General features: G+C 58.6%; 25 protein-coding genes and 3 pseudogenes. 11 read left to right on the forward strand and 17 right to left on the reverse strand.

What is annotated here, in order from left to right; translation table 11 throughout:
• Nucleotides 1-10: 10 nt before the first annotated feature.
• From ATI02_RS30845 to ATI02_RS30870, 6 genes and pseudogenes are all read right to left on the reverse strand, one after another.
• The gene (locus tag ATI02_RS30845; RefSeq protein WP_100848281.1) at nucleotides 11-172 is read right to left on the reverse strand and encodes a DUF2986 domain-containing protein; all 162 of its coding nucleotides are present in this window, start codon (nucleotides 170-172) and stop codon (nucleotides 11-13) included.
• 284 nt (nucleotides 173-456) lie between these two features.
• Nucleotides 457-942, reverse strand: a complete 486-nt coding sequence (locus ATI02_RS30850; RefSeq protein WP_100848282.1) for a GNAT family N-acetyltransferase — start codon at nucleotides 940-942, stop codon at nucleotides 457-459.
• A 67-nt stretch (nucleotides 943-1009) separates the two neighbouring features.
• The gene (locus tag ATI02_RS30855) at nucleotides 1010-1435 is read right to left on the reverse strand and encodes a bleomycin resistance protein (protein ID WP_100848283.1); all 426 of its coding nucleotides are present in this window, start codon (nucleotides 1433-1435) and stop codon (nucleotides 1010-1012) included.
• A 338-nt stretch (nucleotides 1436-1773) separates the two neighbouring features.
• A pseudogene (locus tag ATI02_RS30860) lies at nucleotides 1774-2007 on the reverse strand (hemerythrin domain-containing protein); the annotation flags it as partial.
• Between the two features lie 8 nt (nucleotides 2008-2015).
• Nucleotides 2016-2231: a PLD nuclease N-terminal domain-containing protein gene (locus ATI02_RS30865; protein ID WP_095191223.1), complete on the reverse strand. Its 216-nt coding sequence runs from the start codon at nucleotides 2229-2231 to the stop codon at nucleotides 2016-2018.
• A gap of 183 nt (nucleotides 2232-2414) precedes the next feature.
• Nucleotides 2415-3296, reverse strand: a pseudogene (locus ATI02_RS30870) (LysR family transcriptional regulator); the annotation flags it as partial.
• A gap of 111 nt (nucleotides 3297-3407) precedes the next feature.
• Here ATI02_RS30870 and ATI02_RS30875 point away from each other — a divergent pair.
• From ATI02_RS30875 to ATI02_RS30900, 6 genes and pseudogenes are all read left to right on the forward strand, one after another.
• Complete coding sequence (locus ATI02_RS30875) at nucleotides 3408-4382, forward strand: zinc-binding alcohol dehydrogenase family protein (protein WP_100848285.1); 975 nt, start codon at nucleotides 3408-3410, stop codon at nucleotides 4380-4382.
• A gap of 121 nt (nucleotides 4383-4503) precedes the next feature.
• Nucleotides 4504-5511, forward strand: coding sequence for a zinc-binding alcohol dehydrogenase family protein (locus tag ATI02_RS30880; protein ID WP_095191220.1), 1008 nt, complete (start codon nucleotides 4504-4506; stop codon nucleotides 5509-5511).
• Between the two features lie 89 nt (nucleotides 5512-5600).
• Complete coding sequence (locus ATI02_RS30885; RefSeq protein ID WP_420875236.1) at nucleotides 5601-6752, forward strand: L-dopachrome tautomerase-related protein; 1152 nt, start codon at nucleotides 5601-5603, stop codon at nucleotides 6750-6752.
• A gap of 30 nt (nucleotides 6753-6782) precedes the next feature.
• On the forward strand, nucleotides 6783-7091 hold the full coding sequence (locus tag ATI02_RS30890) for a putative quinol monooxygenase (protein WP_100848540.1): 309 nt from the start codon (nucleotides 6783-6785) through the stop codon (nucleotides 7089-7091).
• 49 nt (nucleotides 7092-7140) lie between these two features.
• Complete coding sequence (gene mdeB / locus ATI02_RS30895; protein ID WP_100848287.1) at nucleotides 7141-9804, forward strand: alpha-ketoglutarate dehydrogenase; 2664 nt, start codon at nucleotides 7141-7143, stop codon at nucleotides 9802-9804.
• Between the two features lie 65 nt (nucleotides 9805-9869).
• A pseudogene (locus ATI02_RS30900) lies at nucleotides 9870-10100 on the forward strand (DUF2269 family protein); the annotation flags it as partial.
• A gap of 82 nt (nucleotides 10101-10182) precedes the next feature.
• On the opposite strand, the gene ATI02_RS30905 reads toward ATI02_RS30900, so the two are convergent.
• The 3 genes from ATI02_RS30905 to ATI02_RS30915 form a co-directional block, all read right to left on the reverse strand.
• Nucleotides 10183-11514 (reverse strand): IS4 family transposase, encoded by a 1332-nt coding sequence (locus ATI02_RS30905; RefSeq protein WP_100845361.1) that lies wholly within the window; start codon nucleotides 11512-11514, stop codon nucleotides 10183-10185.
• Nucleotides 11515-11622: 108 nt separating this feature from the next.
• Nucleotides 11623-12072: a thiol-disulfide oxidoreductase DCC family protein gene (locus ATI02_RS30910; protein ID WP_095191217.1), complete on the reverse strand. Its 450-nt coding sequence runs from the start codon at nucleotides 12070-12072 to the stop codon at nucleotides 11623-11625.
• A 248-nt stretch (nucleotides 12073-12320) separates the two neighbouring features.
• Nucleotides 12321-12578 (reverse strand): hypothetical protein, encoded by a 258-nt coding sequence (locus ATI02_RS30915; RefSeq protein ID WP_192886566.1) that lies wholly within the window; start codon nucleotides 12576-12578, stop codon nucleotides 12321-12323.
• A 204-nt stretch (nucleotides 12579-12782) separates the two neighbouring features.
• Here ATI02_RS30915 and ATI02_RS30920 point away from each other — a divergent pair, with 204 nt between their 5' ends.
• Nucleotides 12783-13406: a PQQ-binding-like beta-propeller repeat protein gene (locus tag ATI02_RS30920; protein WP_100848288.1), complete on the forward strand. Its 624-nt coding sequence runs from the start codon at nucleotides 12783-12785 to the stop codon at nucleotides 13404-13406.
• 65 nt (nucleotides 13407-13471) lie between these two features.
• Here ATI02_RS30920 and msrA read toward each other — a convergent pair whose 3' ends face one another.
• A complete protein-coding gene (gene msrA / locus ATI02_RS30925; RefSeq protein WP_100848289.1) occupies nucleotides 13472-13978 on the reverse strand; it encodes a peptide-methionine (S)-S-oxide reductase MsrA in 507 nt (168 codons plus the stop codon).
• Nucleotides 13979-14138: 160 nt separating this feature from the next.
• The gene (locus tag ATI02_RS30930) at nucleotides 14139-15683 is read right to left on the reverse strand and encodes a methyltransferase regulatory domain-containing protein (RefSeq protein WP_095191211.1); all 1545 of its coding nucleotides are present in this window, start codon (nucleotides 15681-15683) and stop codon (nucleotides 14139-14141) included.
• Nucleotides 15684-16101: 418 nt separating this feature from the next.
• Between ATI02_RS30930 and ATI02_RS30935 the strand changes: the two genes are divergently transcribed.
• On the forward strand, nucleotides 16102-16326 hold the full coding sequence (locus ATI02_RS30935) for a hypothetical protein (protein WP_095191210.1): 225 nt from the start codon (nucleotides 16102-16104) through the stop codon (nucleotides 16324-16326).
• Between the two features lie 95 nt (nucleotides 16327-16421).
• On the opposite strand, the gene ATI02_RS30940 is transcribed toward ATI02_RS30935, so the two are convergent.
• Complete coding sequence (locus tag ATI02_RS30940) at nucleotides 16422-17408, reverse strand: alpha/beta hydrolase fold domain-containing protein (protein WP_100848290.1); 987 nt, start codon at nucleotides 17406-17408, stop codon at nucleotides 16422-16424.
• A complete protein-coding gene (gene tspO, locus ATI02_RS30945) occupies nucleotides 17408-17848 on the reverse strand; it encodes a tryptophan-rich sensory protein TspO (protein ID WP_100848291.1) in 441 nt (146 codons plus the stop codon). The genes ATI02_RS30940 and tspO overlap by 1 nt, the downstream gene beginning before the upstream one ends.
• Nucleotides 17849-18019: 171 nt before the next feature.
• Between tspO and ATI02_RS32215 the strand changes: the two genes are divergently transcribed.
• Nucleotides 18020-18181 carry a hypothetical protein gene (locus tag ATI02_RS32215; RefSeq protein ID WP_157815161.1) on the forward strand — a complete coding sequence of 54 codons (162 nt, stop codon included), beginning with the start codon at nucleotides 18020-18022 and terminating at the stop codon, nucleotides 18179-18181.
• 1 nt (nucleotide 18182) lies between these two features.
• On the opposite strand, the gene tnpC is transcribed toward ATI02_RS32215, so the two are convergent.
• The 4 genes from tnpC to ATI02_RS30965 all read right to left on the reverse strand — a co-directional run bounded on the left by tnpC (nucleotide 18183) and on the right by ATI02_RS30965 (nucleotide 21338).
• Nucleotides 18183-19709, reverse strand: coding sequence for an IS66 family transposase (tnpC, locus tag ATI02_RS30950; RefSeq protein WP_095188477.1), 1527 nt, complete (start codon nucleotides 19707-19709; stop codon nucleotides 18183-18185).
• Between the two features lie 49 nt (nucleotides 19710-19758).
• On the reverse strand, nucleotides 19759-20094 hold the full coding sequence (tnpB, locus tag ATI02_RS33000) for an IS66 family insertion sequence element accessory protein TnpB (protein WP_157815118.1): 336 nt from the start codon (nucleotides 20092-20094) through the stop codon (nucleotides 19759-19761).
• A complete protein-coding gene (tnpA, locus tag ATI02_RS30960) occupies nucleotides 20091-20408 on the reverse strand; it encodes an IS66-like element accessory protein TnpA (RefSeq protein WP_095188479.1) in 318 nt (105 codons plus the stop codon). The genes tnpB and tnpA overlap by 4 nt, the downstream gene beginning before the upstream one ends.
• A gap of 360 nt (nucleotides 20409-20768) precedes the next feature.
• On the reverse strand, nucleotides 20769-21338 hold the full coding sequence (locus ATI02_RS30965; protein ID WP_100848292.1) for a hypothetical protein: 570 nt from the start codon (nucleotides 21336-21338) through the stop codon (nucleotides 20769-20771).
• Nucleotides 21339-21467: 129 nt separating this feature from the next.
• Here ATI02_RS30965 and ATI02_RS30970 point away from each other — a divergent pair, with 129 nt between their 5' ends.
• Nucleotides 21468-22316 (forward strand): hypothetical protein, encoded by an 849-nt coding sequence (locus ATI02_RS30970; protein WP_100848293.1) that lies wholly within the window; start codon nucleotides 21468-21470, stop codon nucleotides 22314-22316.
• The gene (locus tag ATI02_RS30975) at nucleotides 22313-23746 is read left to right on the forward strand and encodes a hypothetical protein (RefSeq protein ID WP_100848294.1); all 1434 of its coding nucleotides are present in this window, start codon (nucleotides 22313-22315) and stop codon (nucleotides 23744-23746) included. The genes ATI02_RS30970 and ATI02_RS30975 overlap by 4 nt, the downstream gene beginning before the upstream one ends.
• Nucleotides 23747-23964 lie beyond the last annotated feature (218 nt).

A 23964-nucleotide genomic window follows, 5' to 3' on the forward strand; every position in this document is an offset into this window, starting at 1 on the left:
GGTGTCCGGATTAATCAGCGGTTGCCGGGCTCTCGGTCGATGCTGCCGCCTCTGCCTCCAGTTTGGCCCGCTCGGCCTTACTGATGTACTTCGGCTTTTTCGGCGCCAGTTTTGCGTTGGCCTTTTTGGCTTTTTCCTTGAACAACTGCTGCAGTTTTTTCTGGCGGTTCATGTTTTTTACTCAATGTGTTCGTGCTGGAGGGGGCTGGGTTTCAGGCCAATAGCTTAGGTATTGATAGCGGGTTTCTCGGCGCCTTGGCCGCAGTAATACGAATTGTGCGCATGGTAGGCGTGAATCGGGGCGATGGCCAGAATTCAACGTGTGACGGGGCGTCCACTCTCGGAACGTTGCCGGTTGGGCAGGCCAGCGCCTTTCCCCACCATTGTGAAGCCGCCCCAGGTTCGATGTAGAACCCCGGCAAACCGAGGACGATCATCGCCTTCGGCTTTGACGCTTCATGCCAGACGCATACCCATCTCGACGGCCCGTTCCTCGAAACCAAACTCTGCGTACATGCGCGCCGCGCGTTCATTGAACGGCCAGACCGTCAGCCGCAAGTCCTGTGCATCATGTTCAATCGCCCAGTCTCTGACGCGCTGAATCAGCGCGCGACCAATGCCTTTGCCGGAAAACCGTTCCGCCACACACACCGATCCGATGCGAACGACTTTTTGCGGCTGCATCAGTGGTGGCTTGCTCGACGACAGGGTAGCGGTGATGAACGCGGCAGCCTTTTCGTTGACGTGCGCAATGAAGGCGACCTGATCCGGCTTGTCGAAAACCCCTGACCAGTGCGGCAGGTCGCGGGAAAAGTCTTCGGTGGCGGCGGCGTAGATGTCGGGGCGAGCAGCGTGGTGCACCACGTTGAGCAATTGGCCCAGCTCGCACAGGGTCAGTGCATCGGCGGCGGTGGCGACTCGATAAGTGATGGTTTCTTCCATGATGATGTTTTCCTTGAATGTGTTGAGGGGCCGCGAGACGGCGCGAGGCAATCTGGAACCGTCAGGTTCAGCTGACTGGCCGCTCACCCAAACGCTCGACCAGCCTTACAAGATAACCGTCTGGATCCTGGACGATGAATTCGCGTTGACCCACTTCTACCTTGTCCGCCCGATACCAGGTGTCCTGGCATGTTCGGTAAAGTGAAAACCCTGCTTCGCCAAGCCTGCGAATGACGGGGGCGACGGCCTCAACGTCAATCTGCAGGTTGATACCTCTGCCAAAAGGTTTGTCCAGCGCAGCGGTCAGCCATTGATTGGCGTGCGGATCAATCTGTTCCAGCATGACTTGAGCTCCATTGAGGTTCAGGTAGGCAAAGCCCTCTTCGCGACGTTGGTAAGCAATGTTGAATCCCAGGCAAGACACCCAGAAGGCCAGGCTCTCATCCAGTTGGCTAACCATTAATTCGGGTACCAGTTTGTTGCGTTCGAACATGAAGTGTCTTCCGTTACGGGGGGAGTCCGTTATCTGAGTCTTTCAGTTGAATGTCACGGCGCACGCCAGATCCGCAGTCGAGACATTAAGTCCGCGCCAATGACCACGATGCGCTTGTCTGCTGTATGTCCCATAGCAACCTCCTTGTTGTCGAGCGGGTGACGGTACTACAGGTGGGCGCGGGTTTGCTCGCGGATGCGGTGGGTCAGTTAATGCAGAGGCCGGACGTGCGGGCCTCTTCGCGAGCAAGCTCGCTGCCACAGGGGTATTGCGCTGGTTGCGAAATCAGCGCAAAAAAACGCCCGGCATTTGGCCGGGCGTTGGATGCAGTCAGACATTTATGCCGCCATGTCCTTCTTGTAGCTGGCCTTCATGGCTTCCCTTTCAGCGCCCAGCTCATCGAGCTTTGCTTTGCCCAAGAGCTTTTTCGCCTGAGGAAACACTTCCGTTTCTTCCTCTTCGATGTGATGTTCCAGCAGTTCCTTGACCACTTTCACCCGACCGGCAAATTCAGGTGTGCCGGGGTCGGTCATTTTCAGATCCGGCAGTACCAGTGAGTCGACGGTGCGGTGTTATTCCTTTAGCGGCCGGGATGCGACGCGGTGTTCTGGCTAATGTGTTTGGGGCCGGCAATTGCCCAGGCGATCAGCCCGAACAACGGCACAAACACAATCAGCACAATCCACACCCCCTTATTGTTCGATTTCCCCTCGCTCTTACGCACCCGATTGATGGCCCACAGTTCGATCAGTAGAAGAACTGCCGCCAGTACGATCCACACGGTTTCGATATGCATTGGCTACCTCCTGATGGTCTTTCAGTTAGGTGGCGTGCGCCGTCGCGGGTTCATTTATTTTTCTCCAGCGCGTTGAGCGGCTGTGCCAGATCCAGCGCGATAAGGCCGCGCACCCGCCGACACGAGCCCATGCTCGTTTTGCCGCAGTGGTGTGTCGAAAACATCACGCGCGTGGGGCGGCACCTCGAGAGAGGCGAACTGGCTGCTCAGCCAGCTGTAGAGTTGAGACACCGCAGGGGAGATCTGCTTGCGGTGCGGACAGACCATGCTCAGCGGCGAGGCATTGCCCGGATAGTCCGCGAGCAACACTAACAGACGCCCGGCGGCCACGTCGGCGCTGACATCCAGCCACGATTTGCAGGCGATACCTTCGCCCTCCAGCGCCCAGCGCCGAACCACATCGGCATCGTCGCTGAACAACGGGCCGCAGACGTGGATCGTTTGTCCGCCGAGGGTCCACTTATCGAACACCCGACCATTTTGCAGATAAAGCAAGCAGGGATGGTTGAGCAGTTGCTCCGGGGTTTGCGGTTGCCCGCAGCGCTCGACATATTCTGGCGAGGCAACCAGAACACGCCGGTTCCAGGGGGCCAGCGGCAGCGCGACATAGTTGGCGTCTTCGTTCAAACCGTAACGGATGGCGACATCCACCGGATCGCGAAACAGGTCGGCGACCTGATCGGACAGCGCAAAACGCAAGGTGAGCTCAGGGTGTTGGCGGCGGAATTGCGACAGCCACGGCAACAGCACATTGCGCCCCAGATCGGACGGTGCGGTGACTTGCAGCACGCCCTTGAGCGTAGCATTTTCACCGCGCAGGTTTTCCTTGCCCAGTTTCAACGCCTCCAGCACCGCGTGGGCGGTCGGCAGGTACTGCTCACCCTCGGCGGTCAGGCGCAGGCTGCGCGTGGTGCGCGCGAACAGACGCACGTCCAGCTCACGTTCCAGGCGCTTGATCGCGGCAGCGACCTGGCCCGGCAATAAATCGGCTTCCAGCGCAGCGGCGGTAAAACTGCCCAGCGCGGCACTGCGAATAAACATGCCCAGATCATCGACGCGAATCAATCTTCACTCCTAGGGTGAAAGTGTTGGCGGATTCTGCGGGTTTTTCTTTGCTCTCGTGAGCTCGAAAATGTTTGCAAGTGTGTGCGTCAGTTCTTCAAACAGCGAGCTTCAATGAAAACTTTCACCTTCACCCCCCACAGACTATCGAATGATGACGTTGACGCTACCCGACCCAAGCCCGGCCCAAGGCAACTGTTGATTGAAGTTCACGCGACTGCAGTCAGCCCTGGCGCGAGCGACATGCCGGTGGCGGCGCTGCTCCAAGAGCCGAATATTCTCGGCTGGGGAGCGGCCGGTGTGGTTCGTGAAGTCGGCCCGGAGGCGACGCTGTTTCAGCCGGGCGATGACGTGTTTTATTGCTATCACGGCAGCATCGGCGACACCGGCGGCCCCAGCCCGATGCACTCGGTGGATGAACGAGCGGTCGGGCACAAGCCGCGAACCTTGAGTGCAGCGCGTGCGGCGGCATTGTCTTTACCTTCTGTCACCGCCTGGGAATTGCTCTTTGAGCGTCTGGGTGTTGCGCAGGATTCGGGGGCGGGCGAGTGCCTGTTGATCACCGGGGCGGACACTGATGTGGGGTCGATGCTGGTGCAACTGGCCCGGCAGTTGACCCGGCTGACGGTGATCGCGTGCGCCAGCACTCACGCGGTGGATTCGGTTCGGCAGTGGGGCGCGCACCATGCGCTTGATCACGCCGCGATAGCTGATCAGTTGCAGGCCCTCACCATCGCCGAGGTCAGCTACGTCGCCAGTCTGATTGATACCCAACAGCACTTTGCGCAGTTGATCGACGTGCTGCGCGCGCAAGGGCGTCTGGCCGTGAACGACGAACCACAACATCTCGACGGGATGCACCTCAAGCGCAAGTCCTTGTCGCTGCATTGGCAAATGCCATTTACCCGTTCGTTGTTCGAATCCGCCGACCTGATCAATCAGTATCAGTTGCTCAACCGTGTCTCTACGCTCGTGGATCAAGGCGTTTTGCAAACCTGTGTGAGCACGTCGGCGGACGCTGGCGCGGCGGACAGTATGCAACGCGCCGCTGCACTGCTTGAACGTCTCAAGGCCAAAGGCAAACCTTAGTGGAAGGCTGATTTTCATTTTTTTGATGAAAGTGTTGGCGCGTTTTGCGGGTTTTTCTTTGGTTAAGGGCAGTCGAAGATGGCTGCAAGTGAACGCATCAACCCTCACACAGCGAGTTTCCATGAAAGCCATCACCTTTACCCAACACGCCTTGCCTATTGAAGATCCACAAGCGTTGTTCGACACCGACATCCCGCGTCCGACGCCCGGCCCGCGCGATCTGCTGGTCGAAGTTCACGCGGTTTCAGTCAACCCGGTGGATACCAAGGCACGCGCCGGCACTTTCACTAAAGAACCGAAAATCCTCGGTTGGGATGCGGCAGGTATCGTCCGCGAAGTCGGCTCTGAAGTAACACTGTTTCAACCCGGCGATGAAGTGTTCTATGCCGGCTCGATTGCCCGCACCGGCAGCTACAGCGAATTGCATCTGGTCGATGAGCGAATTGTCGGGCACAAGCCGCGCTCATTGAGTGCTGCTCATGCGGCTGCGTTGCCGCTGACATCGATCACCGCCTGGGAATTGCTGTTTGACCGGCTCGGTGTCGTTGAAGGCACGGGGGAGGGCAAGTGCCTGTTGATTACCGGTGCGGCGGGTGGCGTCGGTTCGATGCTGGTGCAACTGGCGCGGCAATTGACCCGGCTCACGGTCATTGGCACCGCGTCGCGCCAGGAAACCGCTGACTGGGTCAAGCAACTGGGGGCGCATCACGTCATCGATCACAGCCAGCCGCTGCTTGCTCAGTTGCAGGCGATCGGCATTGCCGAGGTCGACTATGTCGCCAGCCTGACCCACACCGAGCAGCACTTTTTACAACTGATCGAGGTGCTGAAACCGCAGGGGCGTCTGGGCGTGATCGACGATCCCGACAGCCTCGATGTGATGCCGCTCAAGCGCAAGTCGTTGTCGCTGCATTGGGAGCTGATGTTTACCCGTTCGCTGTACGAAACCGCCGACATGATCGAACAGCATCACTTGCTCAACCGGGTCTCCGACCTGATTGATCTGGGCGTTTTGCAAACCACCGTTGGCGAGCACTTCGGCGCGATCAACGCTGCCAACATGCGGCGCGCCCATGCGCTGGTCGAGAGCGGCAAGGCCCGGGGCAAGATCGTTCTCGAAGGTTTCTGAACACCGCCATCTGTACAGTCAGACGGGCCACCAGAAGGGCGCGTCAGGAGCACGTTATGCGTATGAAAAAACTTTCCGCCACGATTGCCATGGTCACGGCTGCCGCATTGGCCATGCCGTTTGCGCATGCCGTCAATGCCGTCGCATTGCCGGCCAATGCACCCGCCGATCGGCCTTTCGGCAAGCTTGAACAAGTGCATGCGTTCTACGACGCGATGCCAACCGGGGTGACGGTCAGCGAGACCGGGCGAATCTTCGTCAACTACCCGCGCTGGGGCGACGATGTACCCTTCGCCGTGGGCGAGATCCGCGACGGCAAGGTGGTCGCCTATCCAAATGCGGCAATCAACCGGGAAAACCCCAATGACCCCAGCGATGGGCTGATCAGCGTGCAAAGCGTGGTGGCCGATGGTCAGGGCCGTGTCTGGCTGCTCGACACGGCAGCCCCGGGTTTCGCCGATCCGAAACCGCGCGGCGCCAAGCTGGTGGCGGTGGACCTTGCCAGCAACACGGTCGTCAAGCGTCTGGTGTTCCCGGAGAACGTCATGTTGCCCAGCACCTACGTCAACGACATGCGTTTTGATTTTCGCACCGGCGAGCAAGGCACTGTTTATCTCACCGACTCATCGTTGCGCGGTCCGGGGGCGATCATCGTCGTGGACATCGCCAGCGGTCGCGCCATGCGCCGCTTGAGCGGAGTACCGTCAACATCGGTTGATCCGTCCTTCGTACCTGTTGTGGAAGGCCTTCCAGTGATGGTCAAGGGCGCCGACGGCAAACAAAAACCGCTCGGTGTGGCGTCCGACGGCATCGCCTTGTCGGCGGACGGCAAGACACTGTATTTCACGCCGTTGTCCAGCCGCCACCTGTACTCGGTACCGACCGCATTGCTGCGTGATTCCAGCGTCAGCGAGCAACAACTGGCCGCTGCCGTGCAGAATCTGGGCGAGAAAGGCGCATCGGACGGCATGGAGGCGGACGCCAGCGGCGCACTTTATGCTGGCGACTACGAGCACAACTCGATCCGTAAACGCCTGCCGGACGGCCAATGGCAAACCATCGTGCACGATCCACGCCTGCTCTGGCCCGACACGTTGTCCATCGGTCCTGACGGCTATCTGTATTTCACCGCCAACCAGTTGCACCGCCAGGCGGCGTTTCGCGGTGGCCAGGATCAGCGGCAAAAACCCTACAGCCTGATGCGTCTGAAAATCGACGCGGCGCCTGCACCTACCCGGTAATACCTGTTCGAATTTTCTGGAGAATTGATGATGAATGCATCCACTGAAGTGTTGGTTTCGATTGCCGTCCTCAAGGCCAAAGCGGGCAAGGAGCAAGCCTTGAAGGAGGGCTTGCTGGCGCTGGTCGAGCCGACCCGGGCCGAGCCGGGCAATCTCGACTATGTGTTGTTCGAACTGCGTGACGAACGCGGCACGTTCTATATGCGCGAGGCGTTCAAGAATCAGGCGGCACTGGATGCGCATTTCGCCATGCCGTACTTCCAGCGCTTCGCAGCCACGGCGGATGACCTGCTTGCCGAGCCGTTGCAATTGATCTTCCTTGAGCAAGTCTCGAACTGACAGCGCTACAACACTCAGTCGTCCTTCCAACCTTTCAGGGTGTTCTGCAATGAAAGATTCCGCGCAACGGCCAGGCCAGACAACGTCGCTTCATGAAGACAGCGATGCCATTGAAACTCTTGAGTGGCTCGACGCCCTGGCCAGCGTTGCGCAGGTCGCTGGCAGGCGCCGCGTCAGGTACTTGCTGCAACGGCTGGCCGAGCAGGCCAATCGCTTGGGCGTGCAGGGCGGCGCGGGTGCGTACTCGCTCTATCAGAACACCATCGCGCTGGAGCAGCAGCCGGACTATCCCGGCGATCTGGTGATGGAGGAACGCCTCACCTCGATCATCCGCTGGAATGCCTTGGCGATGGTGGCCAAGGCCAACAAGGCTTATGGCGAGTTGGGCGGTCACATCGCCAGTTTTGCTTCGGCAGCCGAGATTTTCGAGGTCGGCTTCAATCATTTCTTTCGTGCTGACAGTGAGCAGGGACGCGGTGATCTGGTGTACTTCCAGGCGCATTCGGCGCCCGGCGTCTATGCGCGGGCCTTCCTCGAAGGCCGCTTGCAGCAGACGCAACTGGAGCGCTATCGGCAGGAGGTCGACGGTGGCGGCTTGTGCTCGTACCCGCACCCTTGGCTGATGCCGGACTTCTGGCAGTTTCCCACCGGCTCAATGGGCATCGGGCCGATCAATGCCATCTACCAGGCACGGTTTCTGCGCTATCTGCAACATCGCGGCATTGCCGCGACGGCGGGTCGGCATGTCTGGGGCGTATTTGGTGACGGCGAGATGGACGAGCCGGAGTCGATTGCCGCGCTGTCGCTCGCCTCGCGGGAAAGCCTCGATAACGTCACCTTCGTGATCAACTGCAACTTGCAGCGTCTCGATGGCCCGGTACGGGGCAACGGGCAAATCGTTCAGGAGCTGGAATCGCTGTTCAGCGGTGCCGGCTGGAACGTGATCAAAGTGCTGTGGGGCTCTGACTGGGATCGGTTGTTCGCCCGCGACGAAGGCCACGCGCTGCTGCGCCATTTCGCGGCCATGGTCGACGGCGAGTATCAGAACCTCGGCGCCAATGATGGCGCGTACAACCTCAGTCACTTCTTCAATCAAGACCCGCAATTGCAAGCGCTGGTTGCGGATATGACGCCGCAGCAGATCGACGCGCTGCGCCGGGGCGGCCATGATTTTCGCAAACTGCACGCAGCGTTCGAAGCGGCGAAGAATCACGAGGGCAGGCCGACCGTGATTCTGGCGAAAACCAAAAAGGGTTTCGGCATGGGCCAGATTGGCGAGTCGCGCAACACCTCACACCAGCAGAAAAAGCTTGATGTCGAGGCACTCAAGGCCTTTCGTGATCGCTTTGCCTTGCCGCTGGACGATCAGGCCGTGGAGGAAATGCGCTTCTATCGGCCTGCCGACGACAGCCCCGAGTTGCGTTACCTGCAGCAACAGCGACGTGCGCTGGGCGGTTATCTGCCCAAGCGCAACAGCGTGGCAGCGGTAATCCCGGTGCCGCCGCTCGACAGTTATGCGCGGTTTGCGCTGGCCCCGGACGAGCGGGAAAACTCCACCACAATGGCGGTTGTGCGCCTGTTCACCCACCTGATCAAGGACAAACAACTGGGGCCGCGCATCGTGCCGATCGTTGCCGATGAGGCGCGCACTTTCGGCATGGCCAACCTGTTCCGGCAGATCGGCATCTACTCGTCGGTGGGGCAACTGTACGAGCCGGAAGACGCCGGCGCGCTGCTTTATTACAAGGAATCCATCGACGGCCAGTTGCTGGAGGAGGGCATCACCGAAGCCGGCGCCATGTCCTCGTGGATCGCTGCGGCCACCTCGTACAGCGTCAATGGCGAGCCGATGCTGCCGTTCTACATCTACTACTCGATGTTCGGCTTCCAGCGCGTCGGTGATCTGATCTGGGCGGCGGCTGATCAGCGCGCCAGAGGTTTTCTCATCGGCGCCACGTCAGGCCGCACGACGCTGGCTGGCGAAGGCTTGCAACATCAGGACGGTTCCAGCCAATTGATGGCCGCCACCGTGCCCAACTGCCGCGCCTATGACCCGGCATTCGCCAGCGAAGCGGCGGTGATCATCGATCATGGCAGCCGGCGCATGCTGGAGCAGCAAGAGGACGAGTTCTATTACCTGACCGTGACCAACGAAAACTACGTGCAGGCGCCGCTGGAACCCGATCAATACGAACAGGTGATTCGCGGCATGCGCCTGTATGCCCGTCACGGCGACAAGGTCCCGGCCGTGCGCCTGCTAGGTTCCGGAGCGATTCTGCGCGAAGTGATCGCCGCCGCGCAGATGCTGGACGAAGAGTGGCAGGTCAGCAGCGAAGTCTGGAGCGTCACAAGCTTTTCCGAGTTGGCGCGAGAGGCGCGCGAGGTGCAGCGTCAACAGGTGTTCGGGGGGGACGTCCATCAGCAAAGCCATCTGACACGTTGCCTGCCCGGCGGCGCGCCAATTGTGGCGGCCAGCGATTACGTGCGCGCTTATGCGCAACTGATCGCACCTTACTTGCAGGCGCCTTACCTTGCCCTGGGCACCGATGGCTTCGGGCGCAGCGACACGCGTTCGGCGTTGCGCCGGTTCTTTGAGGTGGATCGCTATCACATCGTGCTGGCTGCGTTGGCGGCGGTAGATCCGCAGGCGCATGCTGTGGCGCGGTCGCGATACGGCATCGAGGCGAGCGTGCAGGCACCGTGGAATTGTTGATTGGCTTGCTCGCGCTCCGGCCAATATTCTTCACGCCGTCATGTGTGTCGGATATTGGCTGAGGACAGATCATCAGCGGCTATTGGCTGATGAGCGTTTCGGGGCTGCCCATGACCACGGAGTGGGTGCTTACCTCGCTGATCATCGTCCTTTGCGCAGGTTCGCTTTGGCTGCCGGTGTTGGTTTTGCACAAGCGTTTGTAGGTGATGGCGTCGAGCGCGGGGGAGGTAGGGACGGCGCTCGATGCGCAATACCGTGCGGTTTACCGGATGTGGTTCTGGCTGGGTGCATGCGGGCAAAGAGGCGATGGTCACGCTTGGAGTCAATGTGTACGTCTCATCCGTACGACAGAAAGCCGGGAATAAGCCCTAATGCCAGTCAGTTAAGCTGACTGGCATTTTTGTTTTTGATCGGATACTTCGGCGATTTGAGCCTGATTGCCCGAGGATAAATGCGCTCCTCGCGTCGATGTGGCAGGACATAATGCGGGGCTGAGGCATGCAACTCTGCGAGATATTTGGGGATGTTCCCCGAACGATCCGCAGAAACGCCGTTGATAAACCCCAAGATCGCCCAAGTGCACGCGGTGAAGCTCAGTTCGCATGGATGGATGCCTGGACAATGGCGGCTCATCTCCACCATCTGATAACGCAACAGGTTGTAGCCCAACAACACGCCCCACAGTTCCTGCTCAATCATTTCGGGCGTCTTGCTGCGCAGCGTATAGCTGCTGTTCAGCAGGGTCTGCTTCATTTCTCTAAACCCTAACTCGATCTCCCATCGCTGGCTGTAGAGATCGACGATTTCGTCGGACGGGAAGCGTAATGAGTCGGCCATCGACGTCAGTATCTGACAAACCTTGCCCTTGACGGTTTTGCTCAGAAGCCGCGCAGTCAGGCGCTCCGGCAATCCAGGCCATTGCTTGCGGGCCTGCGGCGAAGTACTCAACGAGACCACAGCATCGTGGCGCCCCAAACGCTGAAGCACTTCGTACTGCGAGCCTTTTTTCAGCGGCATCAACCAATGTCGCTCGATGCCTGCTTGCTGCCATTGATGCAGCAACCCCAAGGAATAAAAGCCGCGATCGAACAGCGTCAGCGAGTGATCGGGGGTGGTTTCGATCAGTTGCTCCGCCAGTTTCATCTCGTTGCTGCGATAGCCGTCAAACGCGCTGCCAATCAGTAAGTGACTGGTCAATTCCATTTGGCAAACCATGCGCACCTGAGGAAAACCAGTATCGCCATGCTGGTTGCTGGCGGAGTCGTAACGCGCACGGTTTTCCGGTGTATCGGGCGTACGCCAGACGACGCCGTCGACACCCAGCAAGCGCAACCCGGCCCAGGTCGGATGACTGGCCGCTTCATGCCAGCTTTTCTGAGTCAGATCGAAGACTTGTCGTACGGCCTCGCTGCCCAGCCGCTGACGGGCTTGGACTACGGCGCTGGGCGCGACCAGCGGACGTTGCCCAGGCAGCATGATGTTCATGCGACTGACCACATCCCACGCCGACATGCGTCGAAAAAACGCCATGGAGATGACGCACCAAAGCATCATTTCCAAAGGTAAGCGTCGCCTGCGCAAAGTGGCTACACCGGCCTGCTCCAATGCCTGTTCGACCAGAGATGGATCAAGCAACGAGTCCAACCCTTCGAGGGAGTTGGGAGTCGAGACGAAGTTGTGGGTGAGTTCCAGTGCCCGAGCCAGACGCATAAAAAAATCCGATGCCTATTCAGGCATCGGATTTTGATTTCTTGCGGCCAAAGGTCAAGCAAAAGGGCTTAACTGATCGGCATTAGGAATAAGCCCGGCTTTTTTGCGTCAGGAAAATTTCAGGAAACGCTGTTCATGGTCAGGATTGGGCAGCAGGCAGGTATCGTACTTGCCAAACAACCGATAGCGATTCAGCGCGATGCGGTCATAACCCCAGTCCCGTAATACGCGGGGGAAGAGTCGCAGCAGTCGCAAAGGCTGCCAACGGCCGGACAACTGGCCGATGACTTCGAAAAAGGCGTCCGAACGCTCCCAGTAGTGCCGGTCACGAATCACCGCCATGGTGTCGAACTGATCCAGCGGTAACCCCGCCCACGCGAGCAGCGCCTGGCCCTCGGGTGACTGCACCGCCGCCAGTCGCACGCGCCGCTGGTGGTCATGCCGAATCAGAAACCGCGCCCAGCCATTGCACAGCTTGCACACACCGTCGAACAGCACCACCGTCTCGCCTGGCTTGAGCAATGGCGCGGGGGTAGGGCGGGTTTGCGCAGATGGCATGGAGAAAGTCCGTTGGGGTGAGGTGAACGGGATCATAACCGCAGAGGGCACAGGCGTGCTCTGAACAACTCCAAACCTGTAGGCGCTGCGCCACGCTGAGATTTTTTGATCTGGTTTTTTTAGAGATCAAGATCAAAAGATCGCAGCGTGCCGCAGCTGTTACAACGATAGCGTATGGCCAATGATATCTATCGAAGGCAACGCGGTTCGAACACGCCAGGGCTAAAGGCCCTGGCAGTGTGCTGATGCTACTTTTTCTTTTTTGCTGGCTTATCTGACTTTTCCGCTTTCTCTGCTTTCTTGACCTTCTCTGGCTTGCTGTCAGCTTTCTTTGCAGATTTCTTTGGTTCGGCCTCTTTTTTCTTGTCTTTCTTTTCGGAAGACTTCGAAAGAGCCGAGGCCGCAGCGGATTTCTTTTCAGGTGATGACTTTTTGTCTTTCAATTCCTTGCTGGCTTTCGAAGCGTCACCTTTGCCTTTCTTCTCGTCTTTAGCCATGTTGACCACCTCTCGGAGCGTGCCGGTATTGGCACATTGCCTGTGCAATTTGTCCACAAGCTGATCATTAGGCGAGTGCGTCCAGAAGCGGTTCAAATTCTTTTGGCACGTCGAGACGGGCTGCTGCTGATGCATCTCTCTGAGGTAGTATCACAATGCCATCGCTTGCTGATAATCTCCGCTCCCTTGACCATCCCTGCTCATGGAGAGCCCATGTTGGTGCGCCATCCTCTCTCGCTCATCCTCTTCTCAGCCGCACTGCTTGCCGGTTGTGCGACCCCGCCTGTCGCCGTCAAACCAGCCGAGCCCATCCACCTGGAGCCGCTGGGGCAGAGCCTGCCGCAGACCCGTGCGCGCATGGCGTTGATTGACCAGATCATCGACAACGACCCGGTCGTGGTCTCGTCGCTAAAGCCGGTACTTTCCAAGACCGATAACGACGGGCGGGTTGCTGCGCTGCGCAAGAAGGACGGTGGGGCCTTGCCTGACGGTTACTGGGCGCTCTACAAACAGAATCTGGAAGCGCTTCAGTACGATCTCAATCACCAACATGACGCGGCACGCGCCGAGTACATCGCGACGTACCGCGACGAACTGAACCGGGTCGATGACGGCACGTTGCAAGCCATGGCCACGTCGCCCAAAGCGCTGGAGGAGGGGAGTCGGCGCCAATGGAATGCCCGCCTGAGCGACAGAACCCTGCGCTACATGCTCACCAGCGAGCAATCGGCGAGCGCTGCCACTGACGCCCATCTCAATCGCATGGCGTTGATGGATCGTCAGTACAACGTGTGCGCGGTAAAACCTGAATGCTGGGATGCACCGGTTAAAAAGTGATGTGACCGGATCGGCTCACAGCGTCGCAAGCTGGCGGTTATTCGGGCCGCTTGCGAGGTGTGACCTCAGGCACGTTTCGGCAGTTTCCAGTTCGGGCGGATGAAGTGGCAGGTGTAGCCATTCGGAATGCGCTCGAGGTAATCCTGATGCTCCGGCTCCGCTTCCCAGAACGGCCCGGCCGGTTCGATTTCGGTGACCACTCGGCCCGGCCACAGTTTTGATGCGTCGACGTCGGCGGCGGTGTCTTCGGCGATGTCGCGTTGCTGTTCGCTGAGGTAATAGATCGCCGAGCGATAGCTGGGGCCGAGGTCGTTGCCCTGACGGTTGGGTGTGCTGGGGTCGTGTATCTGGAAAAAGAATTCGAGGATCTGCCGATAGCTGATCACCGCCGGATCGAAGACGATTTCGATCGCTTCGGCGTGGTTGCCATGGTTGCGGTAAGTGGCGTTCGGCACATCGCCGCCGGTGTAGCCGACGCGAGTTTGCAGCACACCGGGGTAGCGTCGCAGCAAGTCCTGCATGCCCCAGAAGCAGCCGCCGGCGAGAATGGCAGTTTCGGTTTGTGCGCTCATGGTCAGTCCTTCCTCATGGCCTTGGGTATAGCCATGGTAATGAGGGCGTGTTGAGCAATTCCAAGGCTGGGCCGCGCAAATATATCTGCGCGGCTTTCTAGCCTGAGGCAGTGGCAAACCTGAAAACCCCAGGCTTGCTCGTCCGCTTCGGATTACGTAATCAGATGACTTTCAACGCGTTGAGAATAACCAGCGACTGTTCGGCAAACGCCTGCGCCTGTTCCGTCAACGCGGCAAGGTTTTCTTCTGCGGTCAACAGCGGTCCGTTATCACCGACGAGAACCTCACCTTGCTGGCTGATGATGCCCCAGGCCAGTTGTGCCCATTCGGCCGGGTGCTTGTTGCCCTGTTTGATCGATATCAGGAACAGTTGCTGGAAGCGGCTGACCGGTACGCCTCCCCCGGTGACCGGGCTGGCCAGCACCTGAATCTGGTTGTTGAATAGCGCACGTTTGCACAGTTGCAGATTGAGTGTGCTGCAGCGCTCGTGCACCAGTTTTTCCGCCGCTTCGCTTTGGCACGGCGCTGCACAGCCCATGCCCACCAACACGGTGATGGCCTGCAACAAGTCGTCATAAGCCATCGCAGGGATCGAGGCGGACAGCTGACGCAAGGTTTTTGCTTCGCAGCCATTGCTGGCCAACGCATCCAGTACCGGGCCGTACACTTCATCCTGCAACGTAGCTTCGCCTGCCGGACCTTTGACGGTGCCCGGAATGCTTTCTACCCCTTGCATCAGGACAAAGCGGGTTTTCATCAGACTTTCGCGGTGTTCTGACGCGCAAAGTCGGTTGGCGCCGCGCACATACAAGTCGCGGCGGAAATGTTGATTGACGAAGTAGTCACGCGCCTGCTCACGCATGATCGGGTGTTCGATGCTTTCCAGGAAATCCATGCCTTGCGCGCTCAGGTTGAGCGGGTCAACTGCGTCCAGCGGCACGGCGGTTGTAGCGTAGTCGAGCTTGGCGGCGGCGAAGGCGTCAACCACGTCGGTGAAATACATGCAGTCCCAGTTACGGTTGAAGTATTCATGAGCGACGTATTGGCGATTCTGGCCTTTGATGCTCTGCAACCTGGCATCCAGATTCGGTGCGGCGGCAGCGTAATTGGGATTGGCCGCCAGCAACGCTTCGGAGAATTGCAGCGCTGAATCGATGCGTTTTTCAGGGCTGGCGCTGGTCTGGGTGGCGAAGCGGTCGTGCAGGCTGAACAGATTGCGCAAGGGTGCCGAAGGCGACCAACCCGGGAAGCAGTTGTAGCTGACATACAACAGGCCGCCGGGTTTGAGATGACGACGGGCGAATTCGACGATCAGTTTCTGGTTGTCGCGGCTGACCCACGTCCAGATACCATGCAGGCTGATGCTATCGAACTGCGGCAGATCATTACGCGCCAGCAGTTGCTCGAAACTGTCGTCGTACAGCTGTGCCGAGCTGTTCCAGGAAGTCGCCAATGCATTGGCGTTAGCCGCCTGGCCTGGATGAAAGTCCGTGCCGACGTAGGCGCCCGGGTTGGCTGCGGCGTGGATGTTGATCGAGACACCTTGGCCAAAGCCCAGTTCGCAGTGATAGCCGTTGCTGCTCTCCAGCGTGGCAAAACCACGCAACAACAAACAATAGCGCTGGAAAACCGGGTTGATCTCCCGGCTATACCCGAAGGTGTAGCCCTCATCGGTGAAGTACCCTTCGTTCCAGTTGGCGCTCATGCATGCATCCTTCAATGTGTAGAAAAGTGGCTCTTATAAGGGGTAGTCCTTACGCGCGACAAGAAGAAAAACTTGTAAGGATATTTGTCGCGGACTGCTCCTCACTCAAGAAGCAGTGGACGCCGGTATGGCGGTCAGCTTCAACAGAATCAGGGGTGAAGTCAGACGTGTGTCTGAAATTTCACTAAGGTTCAGGGAGTGCCTCTATAGCGGCCAAAGCGAAGAAAGGTTTAGTGAAGGGCGGGCAGGGCTCTGGGGTGCTGGTCAGCCAAAGGCCTCGGCAGCCGGGCGATGGCCAAATGTTCAGCGCTATCATTGACTGAATCAATAACAACCATTAACTCAATTAGATTCTAATATCGAAACAGCGGCGTAAGATCAGCTCCAGACCAACCCACTGCACACGGAGCACGTCATCATGAAACGCCAAACCATCCTCGGTATCGCATTCTCACTTTTCGCACTGAACGCAGTTGCCGCAGCGACTCAAACTGATCCCCTGTTCAGCGATGCAGTGGCTGCTGCGACACAAACCGACCCACTCTTCAGCGATGCTGTTGCCGCCGACGGTTCGGATCGTCTTAAAGGTAATCTGGTCGCCGAAGGTGGTGCCGACCGTCTGCTCGAACGCCGTACCGCTTGAATGCAGCGTTTGACCGCAGTTATCGGTGAAAGCCCGGCCTCATCGGCCGGGTTTTTTTTGCCACGAATAGGGAAACAACCTCTTGATTACCCTGATCAAGGACTTGAACGAGTGACGGGCGCTTGCCCATCGACCCGCGCCGAAATCCATTCGCGACTGTAAGCCAGCACGCTTTGAGCAATGGCCGTCGGAAAATGGATAAAACCGTGCGGGGAGGAGGGCAGCAGATACACCTCGACAGGCGCCGATTGCACCCAGCGCTTGGCGATGTCGAGGGTGTCATCGCGCAGCGGATCGAGCTCCCCGGCAAACATCAGCGCCGGCGGGAAATCACTGAAGTCGCCATACAGCGGTGACAACGGTGGCTGCCGGCGCTGTTGGTCATTCAAGTCCGGCGTGAGCATGCGCAACGCGGTGACCATGCCGGGGCCGTCCAGCACCAGGGTTTGCGGCGGTGCAGCGCGCACGCTCGGCGTTCCGGCCAAATCGTAGACGCCGTAATACAACAGCGCGCCGCTGACCCGTTGCAGCAGATCGGGCGAAGGTTTGAGTGCCAGCAACGTTGCCGCCGCCAGATGTGCCCCGGCGGATTCGCCGATGACGATCACCGGCAGATCGGCAAACGCTTCGTCGGCCAATACCCAGCGAGCGGCCGCAACGCAGTCCTCCATCACCCCCTCAATGGGTGTCGATACCGCCAGCCGATAATCCACCGAGACCACCGTCACGTCGCAAGTATTGACGATGGCGATGTTGAAGTTGTCATTCATCTGCGCATTGCCGATCACCCAGCCGCCGCCATGGAAATCCAGCACGACGCCTTTGGCTCGACCTTTGGGCCGGATGATTCGAACGGCCACGCCGCTATCAATCACCCTTCGTTCAGCCGCGAGGCCAGCATTGAGCAACTTGCTCGCGCCACCGATTTGACTGATACGAAGCAGCGCCTGAATCATCCGTGGCAGCACGCGATTGCGGATTTTGAAGCGCGGTAACCAGGCGAGTTTCCTGTTGAAAGCGCGCACTTGCGCCAACTCACGCTCGCCCTCTGGCCACGGCGCTTTGCCGGTGAATTGGGTCATCAGCGGTTCTTGACAAAAATCGAAAAGTTCAACGCGGCGGCCACACACAGCCACGCCAGATAGGGAAACAGAATCAGGCCGGTGATCAGATCAAGCTGCACCGCCAGCACGACCATCGCCGCGACCACCAGCCACAGCAGTGTGAGGATGATCATGGCGGCGAGAATTTGATGCGCGCCGAAGAACACCGGCGTCCACAGCGTATTCAGCGCAATTTGCGCGGCCCACAACGCCAACACGGTCTGACTGCCGGGGATCAGGCTCAAGCGGTAACCGGCCCAGGCCAGCAGCAGATAAATCACTGTCCAGGCCACCGGGAATGCCCAGTTGGGTGGGGTGAAGCCCGGTTTGGCCAACGACGCATACCATTCGCCCGGTTTGAACATGACGCCCGTGGTTGCGGCAGCCGCGCAGGCCAGAAGAAAAATGAAGAAGGTCATCGCCAGTCCTTAGCTGTGCTCAGCTTTTGGGAAGTGTAAGAAGAGGACGCCCGGTGACGCTAAAAGTTTGGAATGAACTGATATTTCTCTGCTCATCATGCAGTTGAACTAAAAAAGTGACTGGCGCGTCAGGATATTCAGTGGCTTCTCACTTCATAAGCGGATGACACCATGCACACCTACCACATCGAGTACCGATTCAACGGCGAGCCGCGCAGTCATGCATTCGAGCTCAAACAGCCGCAACTGGCCGAACACGAGGCGGCGATGCATCTTCTGGAACTGCATCTGGGTGATGCCGAAGTAAGCGTATGGGGAATACGCCTTGCGTAGATCAGCCAGGCATCCATTGATGCGGCAGTAGATGCTCGATCTCACTGGCTTTCTGCGTCGGCAATCGCGTCAGTACATCCTTGAGATACGCGTACGGATCATGCCCGTTCATGCGTGCCGACTGGATCAAACTCATGATCGCTGCCGCTCGTTTGCCACTGCGCAGAGACCCTGCGAACAACCAATTGGAGCGCCCAAGCGCCCATGGCCTGATCGTGTTCTCCACCGGGTTGTTGTCGATGGGCACGGCACCATCATCCAGGTAGCGCGTCAGCGCTACCCAGCGTTTCAAGCTGTAATCCAGAGCCTTGGTCGTGGCCGAGCCCTCGGGCACGAGGTCGCGCTGAGCCAGCATCCACTCATGTAATTTCTGTGCAATGGGCACCGCTATTTCTTGGCGTAATCGCCATCGTTCTTCATCACTTATGTCTTTGGCCTGCCGTTCAACTTCGTACAGCCCGCCGATTGAGTGCAGCGCTTGCTCGGCCAACTGGCTTTTGTTCGTCACATGCAGGTCGAAGAACTTACGGCGGGCATGCGCCATGCAGCCGATTTCGGTGATGCCCAGCTCGAAGCTGGCCTTGTAACCCGCGAAGTCATCACAGACCAGCTTGCCGTTCCACGTGCCAAGGAAGTTCCGTGCATGTTCGCCAGCACGGCTGGGGCTGAAGTCGTAGACAACGGCCTTCAGTGCCGAGAACGGCGTGGTGCAATAAGCCCAGACATAAGCTCGGTGCGTTTTCTTCTCGCCGGGCGCCAGCATCTGCACCGGCGTTTCATCGGCATGCACGACTCGCTGAGCCAGCACCGCTTCGCGCAGTGCATCCACCAGCGGTTGTAGCTGTACGCCAGTTTGGCCCACCCACTGAGCCAGCGTTGAACGCGGGATCGCCAGGCCTGCACGGCCAAAGATCTTTTCTTGCCGGTACAGCGGCAGATGATCAGCGAATTTGGCCACCATCACATGCGCCAGCAGGCCTGCGGTCGGGATGCCCTTGTCGATCACCTGGGCCGGCACCGGTGCTTGGATCAGTGTTTCGCACTGGCGGCAGGCCCACTTTCCACGTACATGCTGCTCAACGGTAAACACGCCCGGCGTGTAATCCAGCTTCTCGCTGACGTCTTCGCCGATGCGCTGAAGCTGACACCCGCAGACACACTGGGTGTTCTCTGGCTCGTGACGAATGACGGTACGTGGGAACTGCGGCGGCAGCGGCGCGCGCTTGGGTTTTTGGCGGGTTTCGTCCGACGTTGGGGCGGGACGAAGCGCGTTCAGTTCTGCCTCGATAGCCTCAAGGTCAGTGGTGAGCAGGTCATCGAGCAAGTTGCCTTGCGCCAGGCTGATCTGTTCGCTGCGCTTGGCGAACTTGTGCCGCTTGAGGATGGCAATCTCGTGAGAGAGCTGCTCGATGATCGTCTCGTCACGATGGATTTTTCGGCCCATGGTGTCGACCTTCGACAGCAACTGCGCAGCGAGTGCGCGCAGTTGTTCGGGTGTCATTTGGTCGAGATTGGGAGAGGAAGTCATGCCGTGGATTTTACCAAAGCGATCCACCTGCCACAGCTGAAAAGCAAGGCTAAATCATTGTGATTGCGCCGTTAGCGCCAACTCGCTGCCATGGCAAACCGAGCACCAGCGCTTGAAGTTGTTCAGCGTCGAGCCCGACTTCCAAACCGCGATGAGTGCCAGGCCAGTGAAACTTGCCTTGGTTCAAACGCCGTGCGGCAAGCCAGATGCCCACGCCATCGTGCACCAGCACCTTCATCCGGTTGGCCCGGCGGTTGGCGAACAGATAAGCGCAGTGCGGCTTCGCCGCACCGAACACGGCGACCACGCGGGCCAACGCAGTTTCGGTGCCGGCGCGCATGTCCATGGGCTCAGTGGCGAGCCAGATGGCGTCGATGCGTATCATTGCGAGAGGCTGCGGATAAAACGTGCGCAGCCGTCCGGGTCGGTGATGGGCCATTTGACCGTGATGGCTTTGTCGCCCAGCGGCAGTGCGATCACCACCGCTTCATCAGCGTGCCGTTTAGGCATTGGTTGCAGCGGTACAAACGCGGGAAGTGGCGCGACAGGTTTATCACGGTAAATCGGCAGCCACTTGCGAATCACGTTGGCATTGATGCCGTGGCTGATGGCGACGCTGGAAACTGAGGCACCGGGTTTCAGGCATTCCTGCACAACCTGGGCCTTGAAGGGTTTGGGATAGGAGCTTCGTTGGCGCATGGAAATCCTGGCGATAAGGGTGATCGCGTCCGCTTAAAAATAGGCGGACACCATCGCCCTTAATTCCGGATTTCTGAAGGTGTGTTCGCTGGCCGCTTACATGCCGAAAACGGCCTGGTCATGCCTACGGCGGATTCCACACCGCAGGAGATTTTGGAGCAGGCTGCGCGGCTAGGGATTACGCGGATCGAAGTGGTGGTCCAAAACACCTGACATCAGGTGTAGGTCAGGGGTTGTGATGCACCTAATGGGAGACTTGCCAGAGTGCCAAGTGCACGGCGTCTCCTGGCGTCCGCGAAGCCGACAGCCCGTGAAGGCATGTCGTCTGCGGACGTCCGCCTGCTCAATGGAGCAATGCGCTCATGTTGCGCTATAACCTACCCAGCTCGCGAAGCGTTTCTGCATGAACTCTTCGCAACCACACTCCAGTTGTTCCTGACGGCTAACTGACTTGGGAGTAAACACTCGCTCGATTAGCCCGCCGATCATCCCCGTCGCCGGTTTAAGTAATGTGGACAGATCAATGTTCGAGATTGATGCATGACCATTTCCGGAGCGGGTGTTGCCGGCACTGTCGCTATAGAAATTTGCGGCCCCGTCCGGGTTGACAGAGTTTTCTGAAACCTCGCCCGTCGGGAAAATCAGTGCTTTGGAACCCGCGATGGAGTAGAAACACTCGCAGACTTTTTCCTTGTTCGAAAACACTTTGGCGTAAGTCCCGGCTGCTGGGTTTTCATCGAAACCTCCAAGGAAAAGCACTAATTGGTCGCTATCAAGCGTGGCCTTGTTGGCCTCATAAAAGCTGACGTCCCAGAGTCGGCTGGTATAACCGGCGAATGCCTGAATGCGTGCCTCGATGATATTCGCGGCGCTGACGTAATCGTTGGAATAGACCACGGTTATCCGTTTTGACGGTACACCGAACCCCATATTTTTCTCTCCCTGAAGGCCTCAAATTGCTTTTGGCATGGAATGTCTTAACGCGCTTGGGCTAATTGCCATTATCGTTGGTTTCGTTAAGATGTGGCACTTTGCCACAAACGAGACGGAATTCGCTTAATGTTCAATGGTGATCTGAAAAAAAACGCGCTGGATCAACTGGAAAAGGCCCGCAGTCGGCAGGTGCTGGTCGCAGCCGACGTGGAGACTGCCTGTACCGAACTGCATGCTGTGCGGCATCACGTCAGTACCGAACTGATGAAAAACGTTGAGACATTTATCAGTCACCTCGCGCACTCACCCAAGGAATTCGCAAAGTCCTACAGCACATTTAAAGCCGAAGCCCAATCATTCTGTGGCCTGGTAAAAAAGCTGAATATCGAAGCCGCGAACGTTGAATTTACCGCCGGTTCTTCGGCTGCCGCCGGAGTGGCTGCGGGTGTCGGTACTGCGGCGTTCGCACCGACTGCGGCAATGGCTGTCGCGACCACGTTTGGCACTGCCTCAACAGGTGCCGCGATTTCCGGACTGACAGGGGCCGCGGCAACCAATGCCGCGCTGGCCTGGCTGGGCGGAGGTGCCTTGGCTGCGGGTGGTGGCGGCATGTCTGCGGGGTCCGCGCTGTTGGCCTTGGCCGGGCCTGTCGGCTGGGGCATCGGGGGCGTTGCCATTGTCGGTGGTGGTCTGTATGCACGGAGCAAGAACCGGAAAATTGCCGAAGAGGCCAACGAGCATCGCGCACAGATCGAGGGTTCAACCCGCACATTGAACGTTGCCAAGACATGGGTCGGACGGATGATCGCCAGCACCGTGCAGCATGCCAATGGCATGGAGGAGTTCCTCGGCGTTCTGATGCGTACAGCTCCGGGTAACTATTCGCTGTTCAACGCAGGGCAGAAGGATATGCTCGCGGCGCTCATCAATCACATGAATGCGCTATCGCAACTGCTGAACAAGGCGCCCGAATGATGACGGGTGATCAGACCGGGACTGTTCGCGACCAGATCAGTGCGCAATTAGTGGAGGGGATCAACAGTATCCGCGTCCACACCACGACACTGTTGCTCAATGGACAGGACGCCGCGTTCCACAAAGCCGTTGAGCAGATCGACATTGTCCGCACGTTTCTGGAGAGTCCCGAGAAAATCCTCGGCAACCCTTTGACCAAACATGGAGAGATTGCCGAGCAGGTTGAAGTGGGGATCCGCAATGCCCGCTCGCTGATCGAGCAGGGGGACTTTGTTGCAACGTTTGATGGCGTGGGCCGAACGGCAAAGGAAGACTTTTTGCTGGAGGGTATTGCGGTCCAGTCCAAGTTCATCAACGGCGCCAACAGTGGGCTCAGGGAAGTGCTGGAGCACATGGAACAGTACAAGGATTTCGGTCGAGACGGTTCGTACTACCAGATTCCCAAAGACCAGTTCGAAACCATTACCAAGGTCATGAATGGCGATCCCGGTCCTCTGGGCAAAGACTCCGTCAGAGCCATTATGGCGAAGGTCAAAGAAATCGAAGCGGAGTCCGGCAAACCGTTTCAAGAGGTCGTCAGACCGAGCGTGCAGAATTATGCAGACCCGCAACAGGGCAAGGTGTTCGACACGCTCAATAAGGAAGAGGACGCGTTGACCGAACGCAATGAGCAGCGCAAGGAACAGATCCGCAGCGAAAACGGGCCTTCACTGGCTGGCGCGGCCCAGGCCGCTGCGATAGCTGGCGCCGTGGGCGGTGCGGTCGGCCTGACGACGTCGTTGTACGCCAAGTACAAGGACGGCAAGAACGTATTCAATGGTGATTTCGACGCCAGCGACTGGGCGGATGTGGGTATCGACACGGGTACTGCGGCAATTGGCGGCGCCATCGCCGGTGGCTCGATCTATCTCATGACCAATTATGCGGGCATGGCCGCGCCTTTTGCGGGGGCTGTGGTCAGCGCCGCGAAGGGGATGAATGCACTGATCGCTGATTACAACGCCAACAGGATCGACCTGGACGAACTGGTCAGCCTTGGCACGGTCATTTGTGCCGAGTCCGCCATTGTCGGCATCGCCACGGCTGCCGGCCAAACGCTGATCCCTATCCCGATCGTTGGGGCTGTGGTGGGATCAGTGGCCGGCAAAATGGTTGCCGAATTCCTCAAGGGGCAGTCGGCTCATGTACAGGCAGCCATGGATGCGCGGATGAACGAGTACTTGGCGACGGTCGACCGTCAATGTCAGGCAGTCGTGCAGGACATCCTTGACGCATTCGACCGACTGGGCGAGTTGATGACCGCCGCGTTCGATATCGAGCGTAATACCGAGCTGCTGCAAAGCAGCGTGGTATTGGCGCTGTCCTTGGGGGTGGCGCCTGACGTTCTGATTACTCGTCATGAAGAACTTGATGCGTTCATGATGAGCTGACTGACTAGCGCAAACCGGACAGAGGCGGGCGTGCGGGAAATGCGCGCCAGCCTCGGAAGGTGATTCAATGAACGCGGTCGCGAGCGGGGCGGATCTTCATTACGTCCTGCAGCTATCGAGCAAAATCCTTATCAGAACTTGAAGATCATCTGTTGGCATCGCGAACAGACCGCTTCCATTGGGATCTCCAAAGCGCGCAAGGATGGACCGATCACGCA

It is taken from the genome of Pseudomonas baetica (genome assembly GCF_002813455.1).
GTDB lineage: Bacteria > Pseudomonadota > Gammaproteobacteria > Pseudomonadales > Pseudomonadaceae > Aquipseudomonas > Aquipseudomonas baetica.

Coding starts and splice junctions, on each gene's coding strand:
- ATI02_RS30875 (WP_100848285.1), top strand. CDS start 3,408: ATGAAAACTTTCACCTTCACCCCCCACAGACTATCGAATGATGACGTT.
- tnpA (WP_095188479.1), bottom strand. CDS start 20,408: ATGCGCCAACGAAGCTCCTATCCCAAACCCTTCAAGGCCCAGGTTGTG.
- ATI02_RS30930 (WP_095191211.1), bottom strand. CDS start 15,683: ATGAGCGCCAACTGGAACGAAGGGTACTTCACCGATGAGGGCTACACC.
- ATI02_RS30890 (WP_100848540.1), top strand. CDS start 6,783: ATGAATGCATCCACTGAAGTGTTGGTTTCGATTGCCGTCCTCAAGGCC.
- ATI02_RS30975 (WP_100848294.1), top strand. CDS start 22,313: ATGATGACGGGTGATCAGACCGGGACTGTTCGCGACCAGATCAGTGCG.
- ATI02_RS30905 (WP_100845361.1), bottom strand. CDS start 11,514: ATGCGTCTGGCTCGGGCACTGGAACTCACCCACAACTTCGTCTCGACT.
- tspO (WP_100848291.1), bottom strand. CDS start 17,848: ATGACCTTCTTCATTTTTCTTCTGGCCTGCGCGGCTGCCGCAACCACG.
- ATI02_RS30940 (WP_100848290.1), bottom strand. CDS start 17,408: ATGACCCAATTCACCGGCAAAGCGCCGTGGCCAGAGGGCGAGCGTGAG.
- ATI02_RS30865 (WP_095191223.1), bottom strand. CDS start 2,231: ATGCATATCGAAACCGTGTGGATCGTACTGGCGGCAGTTCTTCTACTG.
- ATI02_RS30885 (WP_420875236.1), top strand. CDS start 5,601: ATGGTCACGGCTGCCGCATTGGCCATGCCGTTTGCGCATGCCGTCAAT.
- ATI02_RS30935 (WP_095191210.1), top strand. CDS start 16,102: ATGAAACGCCAAACCATCCTCGGTATCGCATTCTCACTTTTCGCACTG.
- ATI02_RS30965 (WP_100848292.1), bottom strand. CDS start 21,338: ATGGGGTTCGGTGTACCGTCAAAACGGATAACCGTGGTCTATTCCAAC.
- tnpC (WP_095188477.1), bottom strand. CDS start 19,709: ATGACTTCCTCTCCCAATCTCGACCAAATGACACCCGAACAACTGCGC.
- ATI02_RS30855 (WP_100848283.1), bottom strand. CDS start 1,435: ATGTTCGAACGCAACAAACTGGTACCCGAATTAATGGTTAGCCAACTG.
- ATI02_RS32215 (WP_157815161.1), top strand. CDS start 18,020: ATGCACACCTACCACATCGAGTACCGATTCAACGGCGAGCCGCGCAGT.
- msrA (WP_100848289.1), bottom strand. CDS start 13,978: ATGAGCGCACAAACCGAAACTGCCATTCTCGCCGGCGGCTGCTTCTGG.
- ATI02_RS30920 (WP_100848288.1), top strand. CDS start 12,783: ATGTTGGTGCGCCATCCTCTCTCGCTCATCCTCTTCTCAGCCGCACTG.
- ATI02_RS30880 (WP_095191220.1), top strand. CDS start 4,504: ATGAAAGCCATCACCTTTACCCAACACGCCTTGCCTATTGAAGATCCA.
- ATI02_RS30970 (WP_100848293.1), top strand. CDS start 21,468: ATGTTCAATGGTGATCTGAAAAAAAACGCGCTGGATCAACTGGAAAAG.
- mdeB (WP_100848287.1), top strand. CDS start 7,141: ATGAAAGATTCCGCGCAACGGCCAGGCCAGACAACGTCGCTTCATGAA.
- ATI02_RS30910 (WP_095191217.1), bottom strand. CDS start 12,072: ATGCCATCTGCGCAAACCCGCCCTACCCCCGCGCCATTGCTCAAGCCA.
- ATI02_RS30850 (WP_100848282.1), bottom strand. CDS start 942: ATGGAAGAAACCATCACTTATCGAGTCGCCACCGCCGCCGATGCACTG.
- ATI02_RS30845 (WP_100848281.1), bottom strand. CDS start 172: ATGAACCGCCAGAAAAAACTGCAGCAGTTGTTCAAGGAAAAAGCCAAA.
- tnpB (WP_157815118.1), bottom strand. CDS start 20,094: ATGATACGCATCGACGCCATCTGGCTCGCCACTGAGCCCATGGACATG.